General features: G+C 67.3%; 8 protein-coding genes. All 8 read right to left on the bottom strand.

Annotated features, from left to right (window positions below):
- Positions 1-156: 156 nt before the first annotated feature.
- On the bottom strand, positions 157-807 hold the full coding sequence (locus JVX91_RS11435) for a response regulator (RefSeq protein WP_205339323.1): 651 nt from the start codon (positions 805-807) through the stop codon (positions 157-159).
- A gap of 90 nt (positions 808-897) precedes the next feature.
- Complete coding sequence (locus tag JVX91_RS11430; RefSeq protein WP_205339322.1) at positions 898-4,128, bottom strand: hybrid sensor histidine kinase/response regulator; 3,231 nt, start codon at positions 4,126-4,128, stop codon at positions 898-900.
- A 144-nt stretch (positions 4,129-4,272) separates the two neighbouring features.
- Positions 4,273-5,469 (bottom strand): EAL domain-containing protein, encoded by a 1,197-nt coding sequence (locus tag JVX91_RS11425; protein ID WP_205339321.1) that lies wholly within the window; start codon positions 5,467-5,469, stop codon positions 4,273-4,275.
- Positions 5,448-8,294, bottom strand: coding sequence for an ATP-binding protein (locus JVX91_RS11420; protein WP_205339320.1), 2,847 nt, complete (start codon positions 8,292-8,294; stop codon positions 5,448-5,450). Before JVX91_RS11420 ends, JVX91_RS11425 begins: the two co-directional genes overlap by 22 nt.
- A 97-nt stretch (positions 8,295-8,391) precedes the next feature.
- Complete coding sequence (gene recD, locus JVX91_RS11415) at positions 8,392-10,431, bottom strand: exodeoxyribonuclease V subunit alpha (RefSeq protein WP_205339319.1); 2,040 nt, start codon at positions 10,429-10,431, stop codon at positions 8,392-8,394.
- Positions 10,428-14,102 carry an exodeoxyribonuclease V subunit beta gene (gene recB / locus JVX91_RS11410; protein ID WP_205339318.1) on the bottom strand — a complete coding sequence of 1,225 codons (3,675 nt, stop codon included), beginning with the start codon at positions 14,100-14,102 and terminating at the stop codon, positions 10,428-10,430. Before recB ends, recD begins: the two co-directional genes overlap by 4 nt.
- Positions 14,099-17,566, bottom strand: a complete 3,468-nt coding sequence (recC, locus tag JVX91_RS11405; protein WP_205339317.1) for an exodeoxyribonuclease V subunit gamma — start codon at positions 17,564-17,566, stop codon at positions 14,099-14,101. The genes recB and recC overlap by 4 nt, the downstream gene beginning before the upstream one ends.
- Positions 17,567-17,670: 104 nt before the next feature.
- Positions 17,671-18,507 carry a DUF535 family protein gene (locus JVX91_RS11400; protein ID WP_205339316.1) on the bottom strand — a complete coding sequence of 279 codons (837 nt, stop codon included), beginning with the start codon at positions 18,505-18,507 and terminating at the stop codon, positions 17,671-17,673.
- Positions 18,508-18,596: the final 89 nt, after the last annotated feature.

Raw genomic sequence — 18,596 nt, 5'->3', positions numbered from 1 at the left:
GCGGCTCCCTCTCCCCAGGGAGAGGGCTGGGGTGAGGGAGATGCATCAGCACGGGCTAACCGGGAAAGACAAGTTGCTACTACGCAAGGGGAAGCAGCGCAGCCGGCCAGCAGGACCGCGGACATGGCCGGTTACTGCAAAAGGTCGGCGCCGGGCTTACTGGAACAGATTCGCCATCACGCAGAACGTCAGCAGCGCCTGGTCGGTCTCCACGTCCAGCTTGCGCATGGCGGAGATCTTCTGCGCACTCACCGTCTTCACGCTGCGGTTCAGCAGCAGGGCAATGTCGCGCACGCTCATCCCGGAGATGAAGTGGCGCAGCACTTCGTATTCCTTCACCGACAGACTGGCGATGCGTCCCTCCACGTCGTCCCCGCTGGCCAGCACGCTGCTGCTGGACTGCATGCCCGGGCCCCGGTAGATGCGATCCTGGGACAGCGCCTTGAGCGCCACCAGGATCTCGTCCAGGTCGCCGTTCTTCAGGATCACCCCCGACACGCCCAGGTCGTACAGGCTGGAGAGAATCAGCGGGTTGGACAGCATGGTGAGGATCAGGATGCGCGTGTCGGGGAAGTTGCGCAGCAGGTACTCGATCAGCTTGATGCCATCGCCGTAGGTCTGGTCGCCCGGCATGTTGTAGTCGGTGATGACGATGGCAGGTTGCTGCTCGCGGTAGAGAGCCACCAGCTCGCTGGAGTTGTGCGCCTCGCCAATCACCTCGAAGCGATCATCCCGTTCGATCACCTCGCGAACGCCCATCAGGACGATGGGATGGTCGTCCGCTAGTGCCACTCTGACTTTTTCCATGAGTTTTCTTGAGTCCCAACGTTTGCGATCGTCGGCCGGCCACAGGGCACGACCACTATTCCAGAGTAGCCCCGGATACCGTACAGGCTCTCAGAGCCTGGCCAGGGCTGCCTCGATTCGTCCCATCAGCACCGTTACCGCCGCCGACAGTTCCGGCCCGGCGGGCTGTGCGATCAGCGCTTCCTCCACCGCACCGCAGGCATCGCTGAGCGCGTGGGCCCGGACCACCGCGAGCGCGCCGCGCAGGCGATGCACATGCTGACGAACGGTCGCCAGGTCGCTGTCCTGCAGGGCGTCGGTCACGCCTTGCATATCCTGGCGCATGGTCCGCAGGAACAGGTCGCGCATCTTTTCCGAGACCTGGATGTCGTCCTGCGTCGACACCTCGGCCTCCACATCGCTGTCCGCCGGCCCGGCCGCCGCATGGCCGCACACCTTGAGCAGCCCATCGTGCAACGTGCGCAGGCTCATCGGCTTGACCAGCCAGGCGTTCATGCCCACCGCCATGCAGCGCTCGCCCTCCTCGCGCAGGGCGTTGGCGGTGACGCCGATGATCGGCAGCCAGCTGTCCTGCCGGCGTAATTCGCAGACCAGCTCGTAGCCATTCATCACCGGCATGTTCACGTCAGTCAACAGCGCGTCGAAGGCGCCAGGCGCCCAGCGCTGCAGCGCCTCGCGACCATTGCTGGTGAGGGTAACGCGGCAGCCCAGCTCCTCGAGCTGTTCCTTGAGCAGCGCCTGGTTGATCGGATTGTCCTCGGCCACCAGCACCCGCAGGCCAAGCTTGCCCAGCCGGGCGACACGGGGCGTCTGCCGTGCCTCGACGCCTCCGCCCTGCTGCGCCAGGCGCAGGGCCTGGGCGATGCCGGCGAGGTGGTAGAGGCTGACCTCCCAGCCCTGGGTCGATGCCAATGGCTGCGCGCCCGCGTCGGCCAGCGCGCAGACCCGCGGGCCGTGCCACAACGGCTCTTTGCTGGCTTCGAGGAGGTCCAGCAGCACCGCACCGGGCGGGGTATCCGCGGGCAACTCTTCCTGGACCAGCGCCGAACCTCCCCAACCGTCGATCCAGGCGGCCAGGTTCTGCGCCAGCTCCTTTACCGGCGCCCGCACGTAGACCGGCTGCGGTAGCAGCGGTGCACTGTCGGCCAGCGGCTGGGCGCGCTCCAGGACCGGCAGCGCCAGGGTGAAGGTGAAGCTGCTGCCCAGCCCGGTTTCGCTCACCACGCGCAGCTGGCCGCCCATCAGTTGACTCAGCCGCGCGCAGATCGACAGGCCCAGGCCGGTGCCGCTGACCGTGTGTTCATGGCCGTGGGCCTGGTAGAAGGGCTCGAACAGGCGCTGCTGCTGCGCGTCGGACATGCCGATGCCGGTATCCGTCACCTGCCATTGCAAGGCCGTCTCGCCCGCCTCACCCACCACCATGCGCAAGCGCAGCACCACGCGGCCGATATCGGTGAACTTCAGTGCATTGCTCAGCAGGTTGGCGAGGATCTGCCGAATGCGCGCGGCATCGCCGCGCACCAGGCCAGGGACATTCGCGTCGATGCAGGCATACAGCTGCAACTCCTTGCCCCCGGCTACCCCGGCGTACCCGGAAACGACGTCCTCGGACAATTCGAGCGGGTTGAACTCCACCGCCTCCAGGGCCATCTGTCCGGCCTCGATCTTGGACACATCGAGGATGTCGCTGATCAGCTGCAGCAGGGTCGAGGACGAGCGCTGGATGGTGGCGAGATAGTCGCGCTGCTGCTGGCTCAGGTCAGTCAGGCCGAGCAGTTCCAGGGTGCCCAGCACACCGTAGAGCGGTGTGCGGATTTCGTGGCTCATGGTGGCGAGGAATACCGTCTTGGCCTCGCTGGCGGCGTCCGCCGAGAGCTTGGCGTCGGCCAGCATCTGCTGCGCCTGGCGGTGCGCGCTGATGTCGTTGAAGGCGCAGAGCACCACGTTCTCGCCGTGGTAGCGGGTCGGCGCGAAGCTGGCGTGCAGGGTGCGCCCTTCCACCTCGAACACCCGGTCGCCGGCGTCGCCGTTGTCGCCACCCAGGTCCCAATCCCGGCTGATGCGGGTGATGGCCTCGGCATCACCCAGCCAGAGTTCGGCCAGGCGATTCTGCATGACCACCTGATGGCTGCCATGGCGCAACACGCACAGCGCCACCGGCGCGGTCTGGATCACCGCGCGACTGAAGGCATTGCTCTCGACGACGTCCAGGTGCGCGCGACGTGCCGGCTTGATCACCCGTCGCTCATACCAGTGGAGCGCGACCCAGCCGCCGACAAGACTGCCCAGGATCAGCACCAGACCACCGATGAACTGCCACTTGGCGTAGCGGAAGAAGCTCGCGTAGCTCAGGCGGTAGAGCGCGGTCCAGCCACCATGGAATTCGCTGCGAACCTTGAATACCAGGCCGTCGGCGCTGAAGTTGAGACCATCCTGGTAATCCTTTTCACCGCCGGGAAAGTCGATCAGCACCTGACCGTGCGGCGAGATCAGCTCCAGTTCGTCGAACACCGGCCGGTCGAGTACCTGTTCGAGGTCGTTGATGCGTCCCAGGTCGAGCAGCGAGACAGCGACGACACGGCGGTCCAGGTCGGACTCCCACCACAGCGCATCCGGCAGGTCGAGGCTGACGTAGGCCAGCAGCTCGCGACTCTCCGCCCCGGTATAGGCCTGCGCCTGCGCCCAGTGCACCTGGGTGTCGCCGCGTTTGGGCGTGCGCTTTTCCAGCGCCTCGCGCACGCTCTCGATCACCGGCAGGTAATTGCCTCGGGTCAGCGGCCGTTGCCCGCGGAAGTTGTCGATGGAGGGCACCGCGAGGCTGGTAGCCCCTTGCAGGTCGAGCACCAGCACCTGCGGCGAGGGAAAGGACGAGGTGCTCCAGTAGCTGCTGTAGAAATTCGCCAGCATCACTCCAAAGGAAAAGGTGCCGGGCCGCTCGTTTGGATTGGCGTGGCGCACCAGTTGCGCCAGCGTGAAGGACATGGCGAAGGAGAACTCCCGCCCCTCGTGAATTTCCATGCCGTTCTCGCGAATCAGCATGCGCCGTTGCAGAGGAATCACATCCAGGTCCTGGCGCTGGGTGGACTCGTCGCTCTGCTGGGCGACGCGGTTGAGGAAGGCCTCGTGCTCGTGGATGTCGCCCACCAGCCGGCTGAAGTGGAAATGCACCTTGTCGCGCTCTTCCTGCACCACGCGGCCGAGCGCCCAGTAGCAGGCCCCCACCAGCATCAGGGCAAGGAAAACGGCGCACAGCAGCACAACGTTCAGGCGCAGCGAAGTGCTGGCCAGTTTACGAATCGAGCCGTTGTCGTGTTCCTTCATGCAAAGCATCCGGTGTCGCGAAAAATGGCGGCGGAAGGCCCGCCGGATACCAGCAGACTGTAGATGTGAGTCATGGATAAGGCGACCCGGCGGCCCAGGACAGGGCGACGACCGCCCTTGCATCTGCGATGAGCCTGCCGTGGGTCAATGAGCGATGGCGGTACGCTCCTGGAGCAACTGGCGGGTGAACACGTCTTGCGGAACTGCCTCGGAGAACAGAAAGCCCTGGGCGCAATCACAACGCAGCCGGCGCAGCAGGGCCAACTCGTCCGGGTGCTCGACGCCTTCGGCGATCACTTCCAGCCCCAACTGCCGGCCGAGCTTGACGATGCTCTCCAGTGCCGCCGCCAGCCCGTCGTCATCCACGCAGCCATGCACCAGCGCACGGTCGATCTTGAGCTCCGTGAACGGGGTCGAGACCAGGTTGTACAGCGAGCTGTAGCCTTGACCGAAATCGTCCTGGGCCAGGCCGAAGCCCTTCATCCGCAGACGGCAGGTGCCGGCGTAATAGTTGGCCGGGGTCGCCGTGCTGCTGCATTCGAGGAGTTCGAAGACGATATGCGCCGGAACCCCGCCACGGGCCGCGACGAAGGCCGCGAGGCGGTCCGGCAGATCGGCGTCGTCCAGCAGGTGGGTCGGCAGGTTCACCGCCACCGCCAGGTGAAAACCCAGTTGTCCCCAGGCGGCCTGGGCGTGCATCGCCTGTTCAAGCACTAACCAGAGCAGCGCCTCATCCAGCCCGGCGGCGGTCAGCGCTGCCATGAAGCTGCCCGGATACAGCACGCCGTGGCGCGGGTGCGCCCAACGCACCAATGCCTCTGCCGCGACGATACGCCCGTCGATCAGCGAGGCCTTGGGCTGGAACCAGGCGCACAACTGCCGCTGCTCCAGCGCGATCTCCAGCTCTTCGCGGGTCGGCACGGGGACCGCCGGCGCGCGGTGCTGCTCCTGCCGCTCCAGGCGCGAGTCGAGCTTCTCCAGCAGGCGACGAACCACCGGCGCGCGGGCAGGCTTGGCGATCTGTTCCAGTACGGTGATGCCATGGGCGCGGGCCACCATGCAGGCACTGCCCATCAGCGGGCGCGAAGCCGAACTCATGATCGCCAGCAGCGGCGGATGGCTCAGCGCGGCCAGTCGCTGGATCAGCTGCACGCCGTCCAGGCCGGGCATCATCAGGTCGCTGACCACCAGGTCGAAGCGCTCCTGCTCCAGCCAGCGCAGCGCCTCGGCGCCATCCTCGGCGGCGCGCGGCTCCCGAACGCCCTGTTCGCGGAACAGATTGATCAGATACTCGCGCTGGAAGGGTTGGTCTTCGACGATCAGGATTCGCTGATTTCGCATGGCGGCACCTCCGCAGGCAGGCTGGTCAAGCATTGGCGCAGGGTGCGCAGGTCCACCGGCTTGAGCAGGCAGAGATTCATGCCAGCGGCGAGGCAACGTTCGTTTTCCTCGTGCATGGCGTTGGCGGTGGCGCCGATGATCGGCCCGCGATAGCCGCGCTGGCGAAGCGCGCGAGTCAGCTCATAGCCATTGAGATGGGGCATGTTGACGTCGGTGAGCACGACATCGAAAGCGTCCGTCTGCCAGCGCGAAAGCGCCTGGCGACCATCGGCGGCAAGTTCGACCACGCAGCCGAGGGTTTCCAGTTGGTCACGCAGGATCAACTGGTTGATCGGATTGTCCTCCACCAGCAGCACGCGCAGGCCAAGCCCGATATCGGGCAAGGCATCGGCCATTCGCGCCGCCTCGTCGCTGGCGCAGCCCTGCGCCACCGCCACGGCACGGCGCAACCCTTCGAGGTTGTAGCGGCCCACGTGCCAGTCGCAGCCTTCCTGGCGCGGCTGCTCGCCACCCAGGTCGGTCACCAGCACCCGGCAGCCGCGCCAGGTGGGCAGCGGCTTGCGGTCATGGGGGTTGAAGCGCAGGTCCACCAGCACGCTGGAAGTGTCTTCCTCCACAGGCTGGTCGCAGGCCACCACCTGGGCCCGCGCACCCCAGCGAGTGATCCAGCCGCAAAGGCTCTCGGCCAGTTCGCGGGTCGGCGCATGCACCCACACCATCGAGTTGCACAGCCGGGGTTCGTTGTAGGTCTGCCGGTCCACGCACTGCAGGGGCAGGCTGAGGGAGAAGCTGCTGCCCAGGCCGACGTCGCTGACGACTCGCAACTGCCCGCCCATCAACTCGGTGAGACGTTTGCAGATCGATAGCCCAAGGCCCGTGCCACCGGCCGTTCGCGTGTTGCCGGAGACTTGGTAGAAAGCGTCGAAGAGGTGCGCCTGCTGGTCTTCGGGGATGCCGATGCCGGTATCGGCGACCTGCCAGTGCAGGGTGTCATGCCAGCCCTCGCCTGGCTCGGCACGGACGCGCAGGACGATGCGCCCGCTGTCGGTGAACTTCACCGCGTTGCTCAGCAGGTTGTTGAGGATCTGGCGGATGCGCGTGGCGTCACCCAGCATTCGCTCGGGCATCTGCGAGTCGCAGCAGGCATAGATCTGCAGGCCCTTGGCGCGGGCGGTGGCGGCGTAGGACTGGACGGTATCGAGGGTCAGCTCCAGCGGCGAGAACTCCACCGGCTCAAGACCCAGTTGACCGACCTCGATCTTCGATACGTCGAGCACATCGCTGATCAGTTGCAACAGGGTCGAGGACGAACGCTGGATCGCGCGCAGGTAGCCGGACTGCTGGTGGTTCAGCGCCGTGCGGCCAAGCAGTTCCAGGGTGCCGAGCACACCGTAGAGCGGCGTGCGGATTTCATGGCTCATGGTCGCCAGGAACAGCGTCTTGGCCTCGTTGGCGCTATCGGACAAGCGCTTGGCTTCGGCCAGGGCGGCTTCGGTCTGCTTGCGCGCGCTGATGTCGCTGAAGGCGCAGCACAGCACTTCCTCGCCCTTGTAGCGGGTCGGCGTGTAGCTCAGGTACAGGTGCCGCCCGGTGTGGGTTTCCACCTCCTCCGAACCGCCCTGCTCACCACTGTTGAAACCGCGCTCCAGCCAGCCACGGCTCCAGTAGCGGCGCTCGTCGCCGCAGCCGAGCCATTGCTGGGCGAGGCGATTCTCCAGCACCACCTCGGCGTCGCTACGGCGCAGCACGCAGAGCGCCACCGGCGCGGTCTGGATCATCGCGCGGGAGAACCCCTCGTTCTCCACCAGGGCATTGAGGCGATGTTGCGCCGGGACGATCAGGCGACGATTGATCCGCCGGCACATGCCCCAGACCAGCGCGGAGCACGCCAGCAGGAACACGAGCGAGCCGAGCAGCCGCGGCCACATCGGCAACAGCAGGTCGGAGAGGTTGAAGTAGTAGATCAGCGACCAGTCGGAACTGCCCAGGTGCTTGAGCAGCGCCAGGTGACTGGGCAGCAGGCCGTGGCCGCTGAAGGCGAAGTTGTCGCCCTGCCACAGGTCACTGAACTGCAGGCCGAGCTGCGGCGTGACGGCGCTGCCGAGAATCGCCCGGTGGTCGCGGTCCAGCAGCAGGAAGCGCCCGGCCTCGGGCATGCCGAATGCGGCGGCGAGATCGGCGCCGAACAGCTCCAGGCCCAGCCAGCCATTGTCCTGCTCGCTGGTCACGCGGGTGAACAGGTACTGCCGCGCCTGCGGGTCGGTCGGGTCGGCCAGCCAGCGCACCTGCCGCTCCTCCGTCGGCGTACCGGGACGTCCCAGCGCCTCCAGCACCGATGGCGGCACCACGGCATTGAGCGCCGGGGCGCCGTACAGCCGGGTGACCGAGCGATCCGGCGCGGCGGACACGAAAACCAGGTTCAGCCGCTTGGCCTCCATCTCCGACAGGTCGCGTCCGGACAGTGCCAGGCTCCAACCCGAACCCGGCTCGCCGAGGGTGACGAAGACCTGCTCGTGAGGCGGCACCGGTACACTCAGCTGACGCCACTGCACCAGCGGCTCGCGGGCCTTCCAGGTCACCCCCCGGCTGATGTGCTCCAGCAACAACTCGCGCTGGCCGAGGTAATCCTGGGCCTGGTACATGGCCGCGTTCATCTGCCGGCGCAGCTGTGACACCTCGCTGTTGAAGCTGGCGGCCAGGAACAGGCTGAGGGTGAAGAACAGGCAGGCGATCACCACCCAGGCCAGCAAGCGAAGGAGCTTTCGGGCCGCCTTCGGGGTGGAAAAGGACGAGTCCTGAGGACGAAGGAACTGCTTGAGTTTCATGCCCGCCAGCCTGGCGAAAAGCAGGCCAGGCGGACATCAGACAAATCTAAAAAGTGCCGAAGCGCGAGCGATCGCTCAAAAACCGCGCCTGCGTTCGTCAGCCGTCCAGCAAGCCGCTCGCCCGCTGCACTCGCCGCTCCGTCGCCGCTTCGAGCACCTGCCAGCCGCGGCCGGCGCTGGCGAGGGTGAACCATTGACGGGCGCGGGTGATACCGGTGTAGACCAGCTCGCGGGTGAGGATGGGGTTCAGGCTGTCAGGCAGCAGCAGCGCGGCGTGGGTGAACTCCGAGCCCTGGGACTTGTGCACCGTCATGGCGAATACCGTCTCCACCGCCTGCAGGCGGCTGGGCAGAATCCAGCGGATGGCGTCGGTGCCGTCGCCAGCGGGGAAGGCCACGCGCGGCACCCAACGGATCGCGCCGTCTTCGCCAGCCTGCGGCAGCGCGAGGGTAATGCCGATATCGCCGTTCATCAGGCCCAGGCCGTAGTCGTTGCGGGTAACCAGTACCGGGCGGCCGGCGAACCAGCCGCTCGCCATGGGAATCAGCCCTTCGCGCTGTAGCAGGTCGCCGATCAGCGCATTCAGCCCTTCGACACCCCAGGGCCCGCGCCGCAGCGCGCAGAGGAGCTGGAACTGGCCATGGGCCCGCAGCACATGGCGCGCCCAATCGTCCAGTGCGGCCTGGTCGGCATCGTCTGCCGGACGGGAGCCACTGACCACGCGCAGGTAATGCGAGTAACCCACCGGTCCGAACAGATCGCCACCGCGCCCGCCGTCGATCACCAGATCGCGCAGGCTGCGGGTTTCCTGGGCGTCCACGGCGATGCGCGCGAGGTCCGCATGCTGCGCCTTCCACACCTGGCGCAACGCCGGGATATCGCCGGCGTTGACCGCCTCGGCCAACTGGCCGATGCCGCTGTCGGCACTGAACCGGTGGCTGTGGCGAAGCATGGCCACGGCCTGGTCGAGGTCGCTGCCGGCGGCGTCCAGCAGCGCGGAGTCGATCGATTCGCCGGTCACGGCCTCCAGCCAATCACGGGTGGCCGGGCGGTAATGGCCTTCGCGGGCGCGGCTGCACAGCTCACCCAGGACGGCGCCGGCTTCCACCGAGGCCAACTGGTCCTTGTCCCCCAGCAGGATCAATCGCGCACGCGGAGGTAGCGCGGCAAGCAGCGAGGCCATCATTTCCAGATCGACCATGGAGGCTTCGTCCACCACCAGCAGCTCCAGCGCCAGCGGGTTGCCGGCGTGATGGCGGAACTGGCGGCTGTCCGGGCGGCTGCCGAGCAGGCGGTGCAGTGTGGTGACTTCCGTGGGGATGGCTTCGCGCGCGGCCTCGCCATTGGCCAGGCCGGTGAGGTCGAGGCGCTGCACGGCGCCGGCAATGGATTCGTTCAGGCGTGCGGCGGCCTTGCCGGTGGGCGCGGCGAGACGGATGCGCAGCGGCCGTCCACCCTCCCCCAGCGCCAGGCTTTGCAGCAGGGCGAGCAACTTCACCACGGTGGTCGTCTTGCCGGTGCCGGGGCCGCCGGTAACGATGCCGAAGGCGTTGCCGGCAACCAGTGCGCAAGCCAGTTTCTGCCAGTCCGCCCCCTGGCTGTTCTTAACGTTGCCGACCTTCTTCGGGAACAGGGCGTCCAGTGCCTGGCGCAACTGCGCCGGCGGCAACGCGGCCCGCAGCGCCTCGCCCTGCTTCAGGCGCTGGTCGATGCCGGTGCGTACTTCGCGTTCGTATTGCCAGTAACGTCGCAGGTACAGCCGGCGTCCAGAGAGCACCAGCGGCGTCTCACCCGGCCCATCGCCGACCAGGCGCGGATCGTTGAGCACGGCGCGCCAGGCGTCGAGATCGAAGCCGTCCAGCAATACGCCGGGCAGCTCCGGCGCGTCCTTGGCGGAGTCGCCTTCGGGCGGTAGCGACAGGGCGAAACGGCTGTCGGCCAGCGTCGCTTCCAGGTCGAGGCAGACATGCCCACGGCCCAGCTGGTGACTGGCCAGGGCGGCGGCGAGGATCAGCAGCGGGTTGGCGTCCGGCGCTCGCTCGACGAGGAAGATCGCGAAGGCGCGGTCCAGCTCGCGCAGCCAGCCGCGCTCGGCCCAGCGGCCGATCAGGTCGAGCATCTCGGCGGTGCTCTTCATGCCGGTACCTCCGCGCGGAACAGGCGGTCCAGCTCATCCATCAGCGCCTTCGGCGGGCGTTCCAAATACATGCCCTGGGTCGCCGAGGAACTGCCGCGCAGGAACAGGTACATCGCGCCTCCGATGTGGCGGTCGTAGTCGTAGTCGGGCAGGCGCGCCTGCAGCAGCCGGTGCAGGGCGAACAGGTAGAGCGCGTACTGCAGGTCGTAGCGGTGCTCCAGCAGGGCTTCGCGCAATGCCTCCTGCGTGTAGGCCTCATCGTCGGCGCCCAACCAGTTGGATTTGTAGTCGGCCACGTAGTAGCGGCCTTCGTGCTCGAACACCAGGTCGATGAAGCCCTTGAGCATGCCGTTGAGCAGGTTCGCCTGCAGCGTCGGCCGCGCCACGCCGCCCAGGGTGTGGCGGATCACGGCGGCGTCGAGGCGTTGAGTGTCGACATTGCGGGTGGAGAACCAGAACTCCATTTCCTTCTGGAAGGTGGCCAACCCGGCGAGACTGACCGGCGCCGCATCCGGCACGCGGAAAGCCGTGCGCAGATACTGGCCGAGCCAGCCGGTGAGCGGTTCGATCCACTCCTCCCAGCCGCGCAGGGCGCAGCGGCGGGCGATCTGGTCGCGCAGTTGCCCTTCATCGACGTCGAAGTTTTCGTCGGCAGCCCATTCAAGCAGGCCATGGAGGAAGCTGCCGGGGTTCGCGCCGCGGGGGAAAGCGTGCAGGCTGAAAGGTGTCGGGACGACTTCCACCTCGCGCAGGTCTTCCAGGCTGCTTTCGCGCAACAGGTCTTCACTGGCGCTGATCGGCTCATCGGCAGCTGGCGCGGGCGCAACGTCGCTGTCGTCCTCGGTGGCCAGTGTCGCCAGCGCGGAGTAGCTGGCGATCCACCATTTTTCCGCCACGCGACGGCGCGGCTCGCGGGCCGCGCCCAGCTCACCGGCCTGAATGCCGACGAACAGTTCGCTGCCGACCTCCGGCGCGGGCTCCAGGGCGATCTCCACCGCTCCCGCCTGCAATTCGCCCAGGCGCACGGTTACGTCCTCGACGCTCAGCGCGTTGCCGCCGCCGAGCAGGTAGCCCATGGCACCCTTGTGCAGTTCGGGGTTCTTGCTGTTGCTCATCACCAGCGGCGCCATGCCCAGCCACACGGCGTGGCACGCGCGGGTCAGGGCCACGTAGAGCAGGCGCATGTCCTCGCTCAGGCGTTCGTCGTTGGCCAGCTGGAAAGCGGCCTTGGCCAGCTCCTTGTCGCGGGATAGCTCGACGACCCGGGAATCGCCGGACTGGAAGCTCGGCGGCGTGCCGCTCTTGCCGTCCAGCTCGCGCCAGGTGCAGATGAAGGGCAGCAATACCAGCGGATATTCCAGGCCCTTGGACTTGTGGATGGTCACCACCTTGATCAGGTCGGCGTCGCTTTCCAGGCGCAGGATTTCTTCGCTCGACGGGCTCTCCAGCTGCTCGGCGAGCACCCGCAGCAGCGCATGCTCACCGTCCACTTCCACGGCCTCGCGCTGCAGCCATTCGGCCAGGTGCAGCAGGTTGGTCAGGCTGCGTTCGCCATCGGGCTCGCGCAGCAGGCGCGCCGGCAGGGCGAAATCGGCCAGCAGGCGGCGTAGCATCGGCAAAACGCCTTGCTGTTGCCAGAGCAGGCGATAGTCGCGGAAGCGCAGCACCATGGCTTCCCAGAAGCGCTCATCCTGGTTCAGCCGCTCCAGGGTCGCCCAGTCCAGCGCCAGGCTGCGGGTGGCCAGGGCGATGCGCAGCGCGCCATCGTCGCCGGGGTCGGCGCAGGCACGCAGCCAGTGCAGCAGGTCGACGGCCTCGGGGCTGTCGAACACCGAGTCGCGGTCGGACAGGTAGACGCTGGCGAGCCGGCGCCTGGCCAGTTCGCCGCGTATGGCCTCGGCCTCGCTGCGGCCGCGCACGAGGATGGCGATGTCCGCCGGGCGCAATGCGCGCCATTGTCCCTCGGCATCGCGGAAGCCGCTCTGCGCGGAGCTCAGCCAGCGCTGGATGGCGCTGGCGCTGCGCGCGGCCATCTCCTGTCGATACAGCGTGGAGCCGCAGACCTGGCCGTCGTTGTCCAGTTGCCAGAAGGTCATGGCCGGCGCTTCGTCGCCTTCGAGCAGCAGCGTTTCGTCCCGCCCGCGCGCGCCGACTTCGAGGAAAGGCACCGGGTTTTCCTGCTCTTCCACGGCAAAGCGGAATGCCGCACGCGGATGACTTTCGGCGAACAGGAAGCAGCGGTTGGCCGCGTTGACCATCGCCTGTGTGGAGCGGTAGTTGATGCCCAGCGTGTAGTGGCGCCCGGCGGTGGCGGCGCGGGCGCGCAGGTAGGTGTGGATATCGGCGCCACGGAAGGCGTAGATCGCCTGCTTGGGGTCGCCGATCATGAACAGGCCAAGGCTTCTCGGGTTCTCACCGATCCGATAGACGCGCTCGAAGATGCGGTACTGCAGCGGGTCGGTGTCCTGGAATTCGTCGATCAGCGCCACCGGGAACTGCTCACGGATGCGCTCGGCCAGGCGCTCTCCTCCGCTGCCGGCCAACGCCCGGTCGAGGCGCACCAGCAGGTCATCAAAGCCCAGCTCGGCGCGCTTCTGCTTTTCCGCTTCGAGGTTCCGGCGCACCTCATTCAACGCATGCAGCAGCAGTTGCGGAGCGATCTCCGGGCGCTGTTCGGCACGTTCGACCCAGGCATCGATGGCCTGCAACGCAGGGTGTTCCGGCACCACGGCCTTGGCTTTCACCTTGATCCGCGTCTGGCCGAACTTGGCGAGGTTGTCCGGCGCGTCGGCGCCTTCGCTCCAGGCATCGAGCGCCTCGATCCAGCCGGCGAACACGGCGTCGTCGTCCTTGTTGCGGTAGCTGTTGCCGTTGAGGTCACCACGCAGGTTGCGCAGCAGTTCGGCGAGGCCTGCGCGGTCCGCCGCCCAGGCCTCGCGGGCGCGAGTTTCGGCGGCGGCGAGTTCGTCGTAGAACTGGCCGGTGGTTTCCAGCAGCTCGCTGAGGGAGGCCGGTGCGGTCAGTGGTTGGTCGGCATAGCGGAAGCCGGCCTCCTGCGCCGCCAGCAGCGGTTGCAGGGCGCGGGCCAGGGCTTCTGGGCCGGCGTAGCAATGGCGCACGGCATTGGCGGCAGCCACGCCCAGCGGATAGAAGTTGCGCCGCCAGTAATCGCGCACGGCTTCGGCAAGCAGTTCGCTCTGGTCGGCGGCCAGGTCCTGAGTGAACAGGCTGCCGCTGTCGAAGGCGTGCTCGCGCAGCATGCGGTAGCACCAGCTGTGGATGGTGGACACGGCGGCCTCGTCCATCCATTCGGCGGCCAGGCGCAGCAGGCGTGCGCAGCCGGGCCAGCGCTCGGGCGCATAGCTGTCGCACAGTTTCACCAAGAGGCCATCGTGCTTCTGCTCGGGTTCGGCGAAGCAGCGCGCAGCCTCGCCCAGGCGTGCGCGGATACGCTCGCGCAGCTCCTGGGTCGCGGCTTCGGTGAAGGTCACCACGAGGATTTCCGGCGGGCTCAATGGCCGGCCGAAGGCGGCTTGCTCACCGCCGTGGTCGAGGACAAGGCGCACATAAAGCAGCGCAATGGTGAAGGTCTTGCCGGTGCCGGCACTGGCCTCGATCAGTCGACTGCCGTGCAGGGGAAATTCGAGAGGCTTCAGCTCGACAGCACTCATTGGGCTTCCTCCTTGCGCTGGAGGATCGCAAACAGCGGCCCGTACAAAGCTTCGGCCCAGGTGGCGAACTCGTCGCTGGCGTTGAGCGTCGCGAAGTCCGGGTAGACCCGTGCCAGCGCCGCCGAGGAAGCGGCCTCGCCGCTCAGGTTGAAGCCGCCGTCATAGCGTTTGGCGGCCTCGCGGGCGGCGCGCTCTTCGTCATCACCGGCGGCCAACCAGGCGAAGGCAGCCTTGCACGCCACCGGCAGCGGGCGGCTCATACCCTGGAACCAGGCGTCCATCAGCGCATTCAATTCCGCACGCGCCTGCTCGGCGGGTAGCGGTGGAAACTCCAGGGTGCCAGTCAGGCCGACCAGCACGCTGGTCACCGAATCGCCGCACAGTTGCAGCGCGAGGTGGCGCACCCAAGGGCGCACCAGGCCATGCCATTTGTAACCCTTGCCTTCGTGGAGCTTGCCGCTGACCAGTTGCAGGCTGGCGAGTTTCCCGGCGGCGTTGCGACGCAGCCCACCGAGCCAGTCGGCCAGTTCGATGCCGGTATGTTCGTGGCTGAGTTCGCGCTGTTCGTCCTCGACCTGCGACCAGTGTTCGAGCTGCTCGCGGTAGCGCGACAGCAAGTCGTGCAACGGCGCCACCAGCGCCTGGGCGGAGAAGTCGCCGAAGGCCGCCAGCGGCAGCCGGCCTTCACGGCGCAGGCGTTCGACCTGGCCGGTGAGTTGCGCAGCCAGTTGCTCGTCCTGCCAGTGCTGCTCGACCCACGGGCGCAAGCGCTCGCAGAGTTCGAACTGCAACTGCCAGACATCCAGCCCGTTCAGCTCGAAGGGCTCTTCATCCTGGCCGGTCAGTTGCTCCTCGGCGAAGCGCACCTTGAGGCGTTGCAGGAAGAAGGCGCCGACCGGATTGGCAAGGAAATCGGCGAGCACGCGCAGGCCGATGGGCGCATCCAGTACGGGCGGCGGCAACGGCGCATCGTCCGTCGCGCTGTCGTGCTCGCGGTGCACGTCGCGCCACTCACGGGCGTAGGTGTAGAGGCCGTCGATGCCCTGATCCGCAGGCGCCTCGAAATAGGCACGGCTGAACGGTTGCAGCGGGTGCTCCAGGGTCAGGCCATGCAGCAGATCGCCGCCATCCGAACGCTGCCAGCCAGCGGCAAGGTGGTCGCGCAACTGGCCGATCAGCACCGAGGGCGGCCGGTCGGTGTTGTCGCGAATGCTCCGTCCAACCCAACTGACATAGAGCTGGCGGCGCGCCGAAAGCAGCGCTTCGAGCAGCAGGTAGCGGTCATCCTCGCGGCGCGAGCGGTCGCCGGGGCGGTAGTCGTTGCGCATCAGGTCGAAGTCCAGCGGCGATTGCGGGCGCGGGTAGTCACCGTCGTTCATGCCCAGCAGGCAAACCAACTGGAAGGGAATCGCACGCATCGGCATCAGGGTGCAGAAGCTCACCGCACCGGCGAGGAAGCGCTGGTTCAGGCCTCCGGCGTCCAGGCCGCTCAGCCAGGCCTCGCGCACCACCGAGAGTGGCAGCGGATCGGTGAAGCCGGCGTGGCCGCAGGTTTCCAGCCAGCCTTCGAGCAATTGCAGGAGTTGCTGGCGCAGCAACTCGTCGTGGTCATCGGTGACCTGGAAGAAGTCTTCCAGCAGGGTGCGCAGGCGCTGCACCCAGGTGGCGGGGGCGGCGTCTTCGCTGAGGGCATCGCATGCCTTCTCCAGTGCGCCGAGCAGCCCGGCCAAGGGACCGAGCGCGGCGGCGTCGAGCCCGCCGATCTCCGCGTAGGGCTGGATGCCCTGGAAAGCGTCGCCCTCGCCCACCGCAAAGCCCAGCAGCATGCGGCGCAGGCCGAAGCGCCAGCTGTTGGCTTCGGCGGCGGCGGGCAGGCCGAGGCGCTCACGCTGCTGGCCATCGAGCCCCCAGCGCACCCCCGCGCCGTCGATCCAGCGGCGCAGCAGCGGCAGGTCGGCGTCGGCCAGGCCAAAGCGCGCGCGCACGGCGGCAACGTCCAGCAGGTCGAGGATTTCGCTCACGGCGAAACGGCTGTCGGGCAGGCGCAACAGGTGCTCCAGCGCCACCAGCAGCGGCTCGCGGCCGCGCTGGCCCTGGTCGGCCAGGGTGTAGGGGATAAAGCGCTTGTCGTCGCGGGGCAACTGGCCGAACACGGCTTCGATGTGCGGCGCGTAGGGGTTGATGTCCGGGACCATGACGATGACATCACGCGGACGCAACGTCGGGTCGGCATCGAAGCGCGCGAGCAATTGGTCGTGGAGGATTTCCACTTCGCGCTGGGCGCTGTGGGCGACGTGGAAGCGCACCGAGTCGTCAGCCTGCGGATCGACCGCCGGCCAGTGTTCGCGGGTTTCGTTGATCGGCCGCAGTTCGAGAATGTCGTCCTGCAGTTGGCCAAGCAGGTTGGTCGGCTCGACCTCGCTGAACAGATCGATTCGCCCATTGCTCACCGCACCCAGGCGTGCGCGGTAGGTTTCCGGATCGTCGTACTGGTCGAGCAGGTTGATGTAGTCACGGCCCTGCTTGCCCCAGGCGGCCAGCAGTGGCTGAGCGTACTGGTGCTGCTGGTCGTCGCTGAGCAGTTCCGGCGTGCCGGCACGGCGACGCTGGCGGCGGTACTCGTGGCGCAGCAGGTCCTTGTCGGCGACGATATCGGCCCAGTGGTGGCGGCAGGGGTTGTGCACGCAGAGCAGTACCTGGGCGTGGCGCGCCAGCACGGCAAGCGCCTCGACGGTCTGCGCGGGCATCGCGGAGATACCGAAGACCACCACGCGGCGCGGCAATCCCGGCAGCGGGTTCTCGGCGGACTTGAGTTTCTGGATAAAGCGGCCATGCACGCCGGCACGGCTGGTAGCCAGCCCCTCGGCACCGACATCATCGAGCAGAGCGCGCCACAGGGCGGCCTGCCAGCGGTTGTCGGCTTCCAGCTCCTTCACGGTGCCATTGGCCAGGCGCAACTGGTCCACGCCGCAACTCCAGTCCTCCAGCCAATCCGCGCGGTAGACCTGGTACTGGTCGAACAGGTCTGCCAGGCGTTCGGCCAACTGGTGGCGCTTGCGCAGGTCGGCATCGTCGGCGAGGAAGCGTTGCAGGGTGGCGAATTCGTCGCGCGCAAGCAGGGTTGGCAGCAGGCGCATCAGGCGCCAGGTCAGCGGGCCCTTGTCGAGCACCGAGACTTCGGGGATTTCATCGCGGCCCAGCGCGCCGCGGTAGGCACGCCAGAGGAATTGCGCGGGGAGTTGCACGTCCAGCGCGGCGGTGACGCCGCAGCCGCCCTCCTCCACATCGCGCCCCAGCGCCAGCTTCAGCCACTGGGCGATGCCGTTGCTCTGCACCAGGATGACTTCGTTTTCCAGCGGCGCCAGCGGATGCAGACTCATCCACTGCACCAGCAGGTCGCGCAGCGCTTCCGGATGGTTGCCGTGGATCACCATCAGGCCGGGGGTCAGTCGCTGCTCGGTCATCGTGTCTCCTGGATCGGGCGAGCAGCCGTTGCCCGCGAAGTACGACGGGCATTTCACCAAAGAAGGACCGAACGGGATAGCTTTTTACGACGGCGCCTACGCGGTCAGCGAACGGCTCCGGATGCCGCGGCGAGCGCCCAGGCCTGGCGGATATCGGCCACCACGGCATCGCGCAGCGCCTCGCGGCGACGGAACTCGCTGCGCCGCTGGCTCTTCACCTCGGAAATATCACGGGCGGGCTCGTGCTCGGGCAGGCGATACCAGTGCCGTTCATGGCACTCCCCGCGCAGTTCCAGCCAGAAGGTGTCGTAGCTGGAACGCAGTTTGTCCGAGCAGCTGTGCGCCGCGTCGCTGATACCCAGTATCCGCGGGCCGCCCATGCACCTGGACAACTCGTACAAGGCCGACATCAGCAGGTTCTTCGGGCGTAGGCCGTGCATTTCCTTGCCCAGCCATTTGACCGTGCCTTCCTCGACACTCGGGCGCGGCCCCTGCAACCCGCCGATCATGATGCAACCCTTGCCCAGGCAGAAACTCACGGAGTACAGGCGCTCGCCAGTCGCGTCGCGCAGGAACAGGCCCAGTTCGCCCTCTTTGGCGAACTCCGAGGGTTCCAGCGACAGGTGCAGGCGCTCGCCTCCCTTCAGCTCCACGTCGCACAAGGCGATGCCCTGGTGGATGAACAGGCGCTCGGCCCAGGCGGAAGGTAATTGCTCAAGCCGCGTGTAATGCTCATGCAGTGCGCGCAAGCGACGGGCAATGCTCCAGTGTCGGCAGAGGTAGGTCTTGCGGTGGCGCCGTGCAGAAACCAGCTGTCCCTTGTAGGACGAGCGCAGCGTCGGGTGGAGTTTCCGCAGGCGTGACCATTGCCAATGCAGGTGGGGGGCGGTGACCAGGGCCAACACCTTGTGGGCGGAGTTTCGGAGGGAGCGCAGATGCATGACGGGCTCGCGGCGATAGGACTGCGACAGGTTGCTCGCGGTACCTTGCGGCGGGCTTAAGGAGCGTCGAGCTGAAGGACTTTGCCGGT

Origin of the sequence: Pseudomonas sp. PDNC002, assembly GCF_016919445.1 — a bacterium.
Lineage (GTDB): Bacteria > Pseudomonadota > Gammaproteobacteria > Pseudomonadales > Pseudomonadaceae > Pseudomonas.
This window is presented reverse-complemented; position numbering and strand designations above follow the sequence as displayed.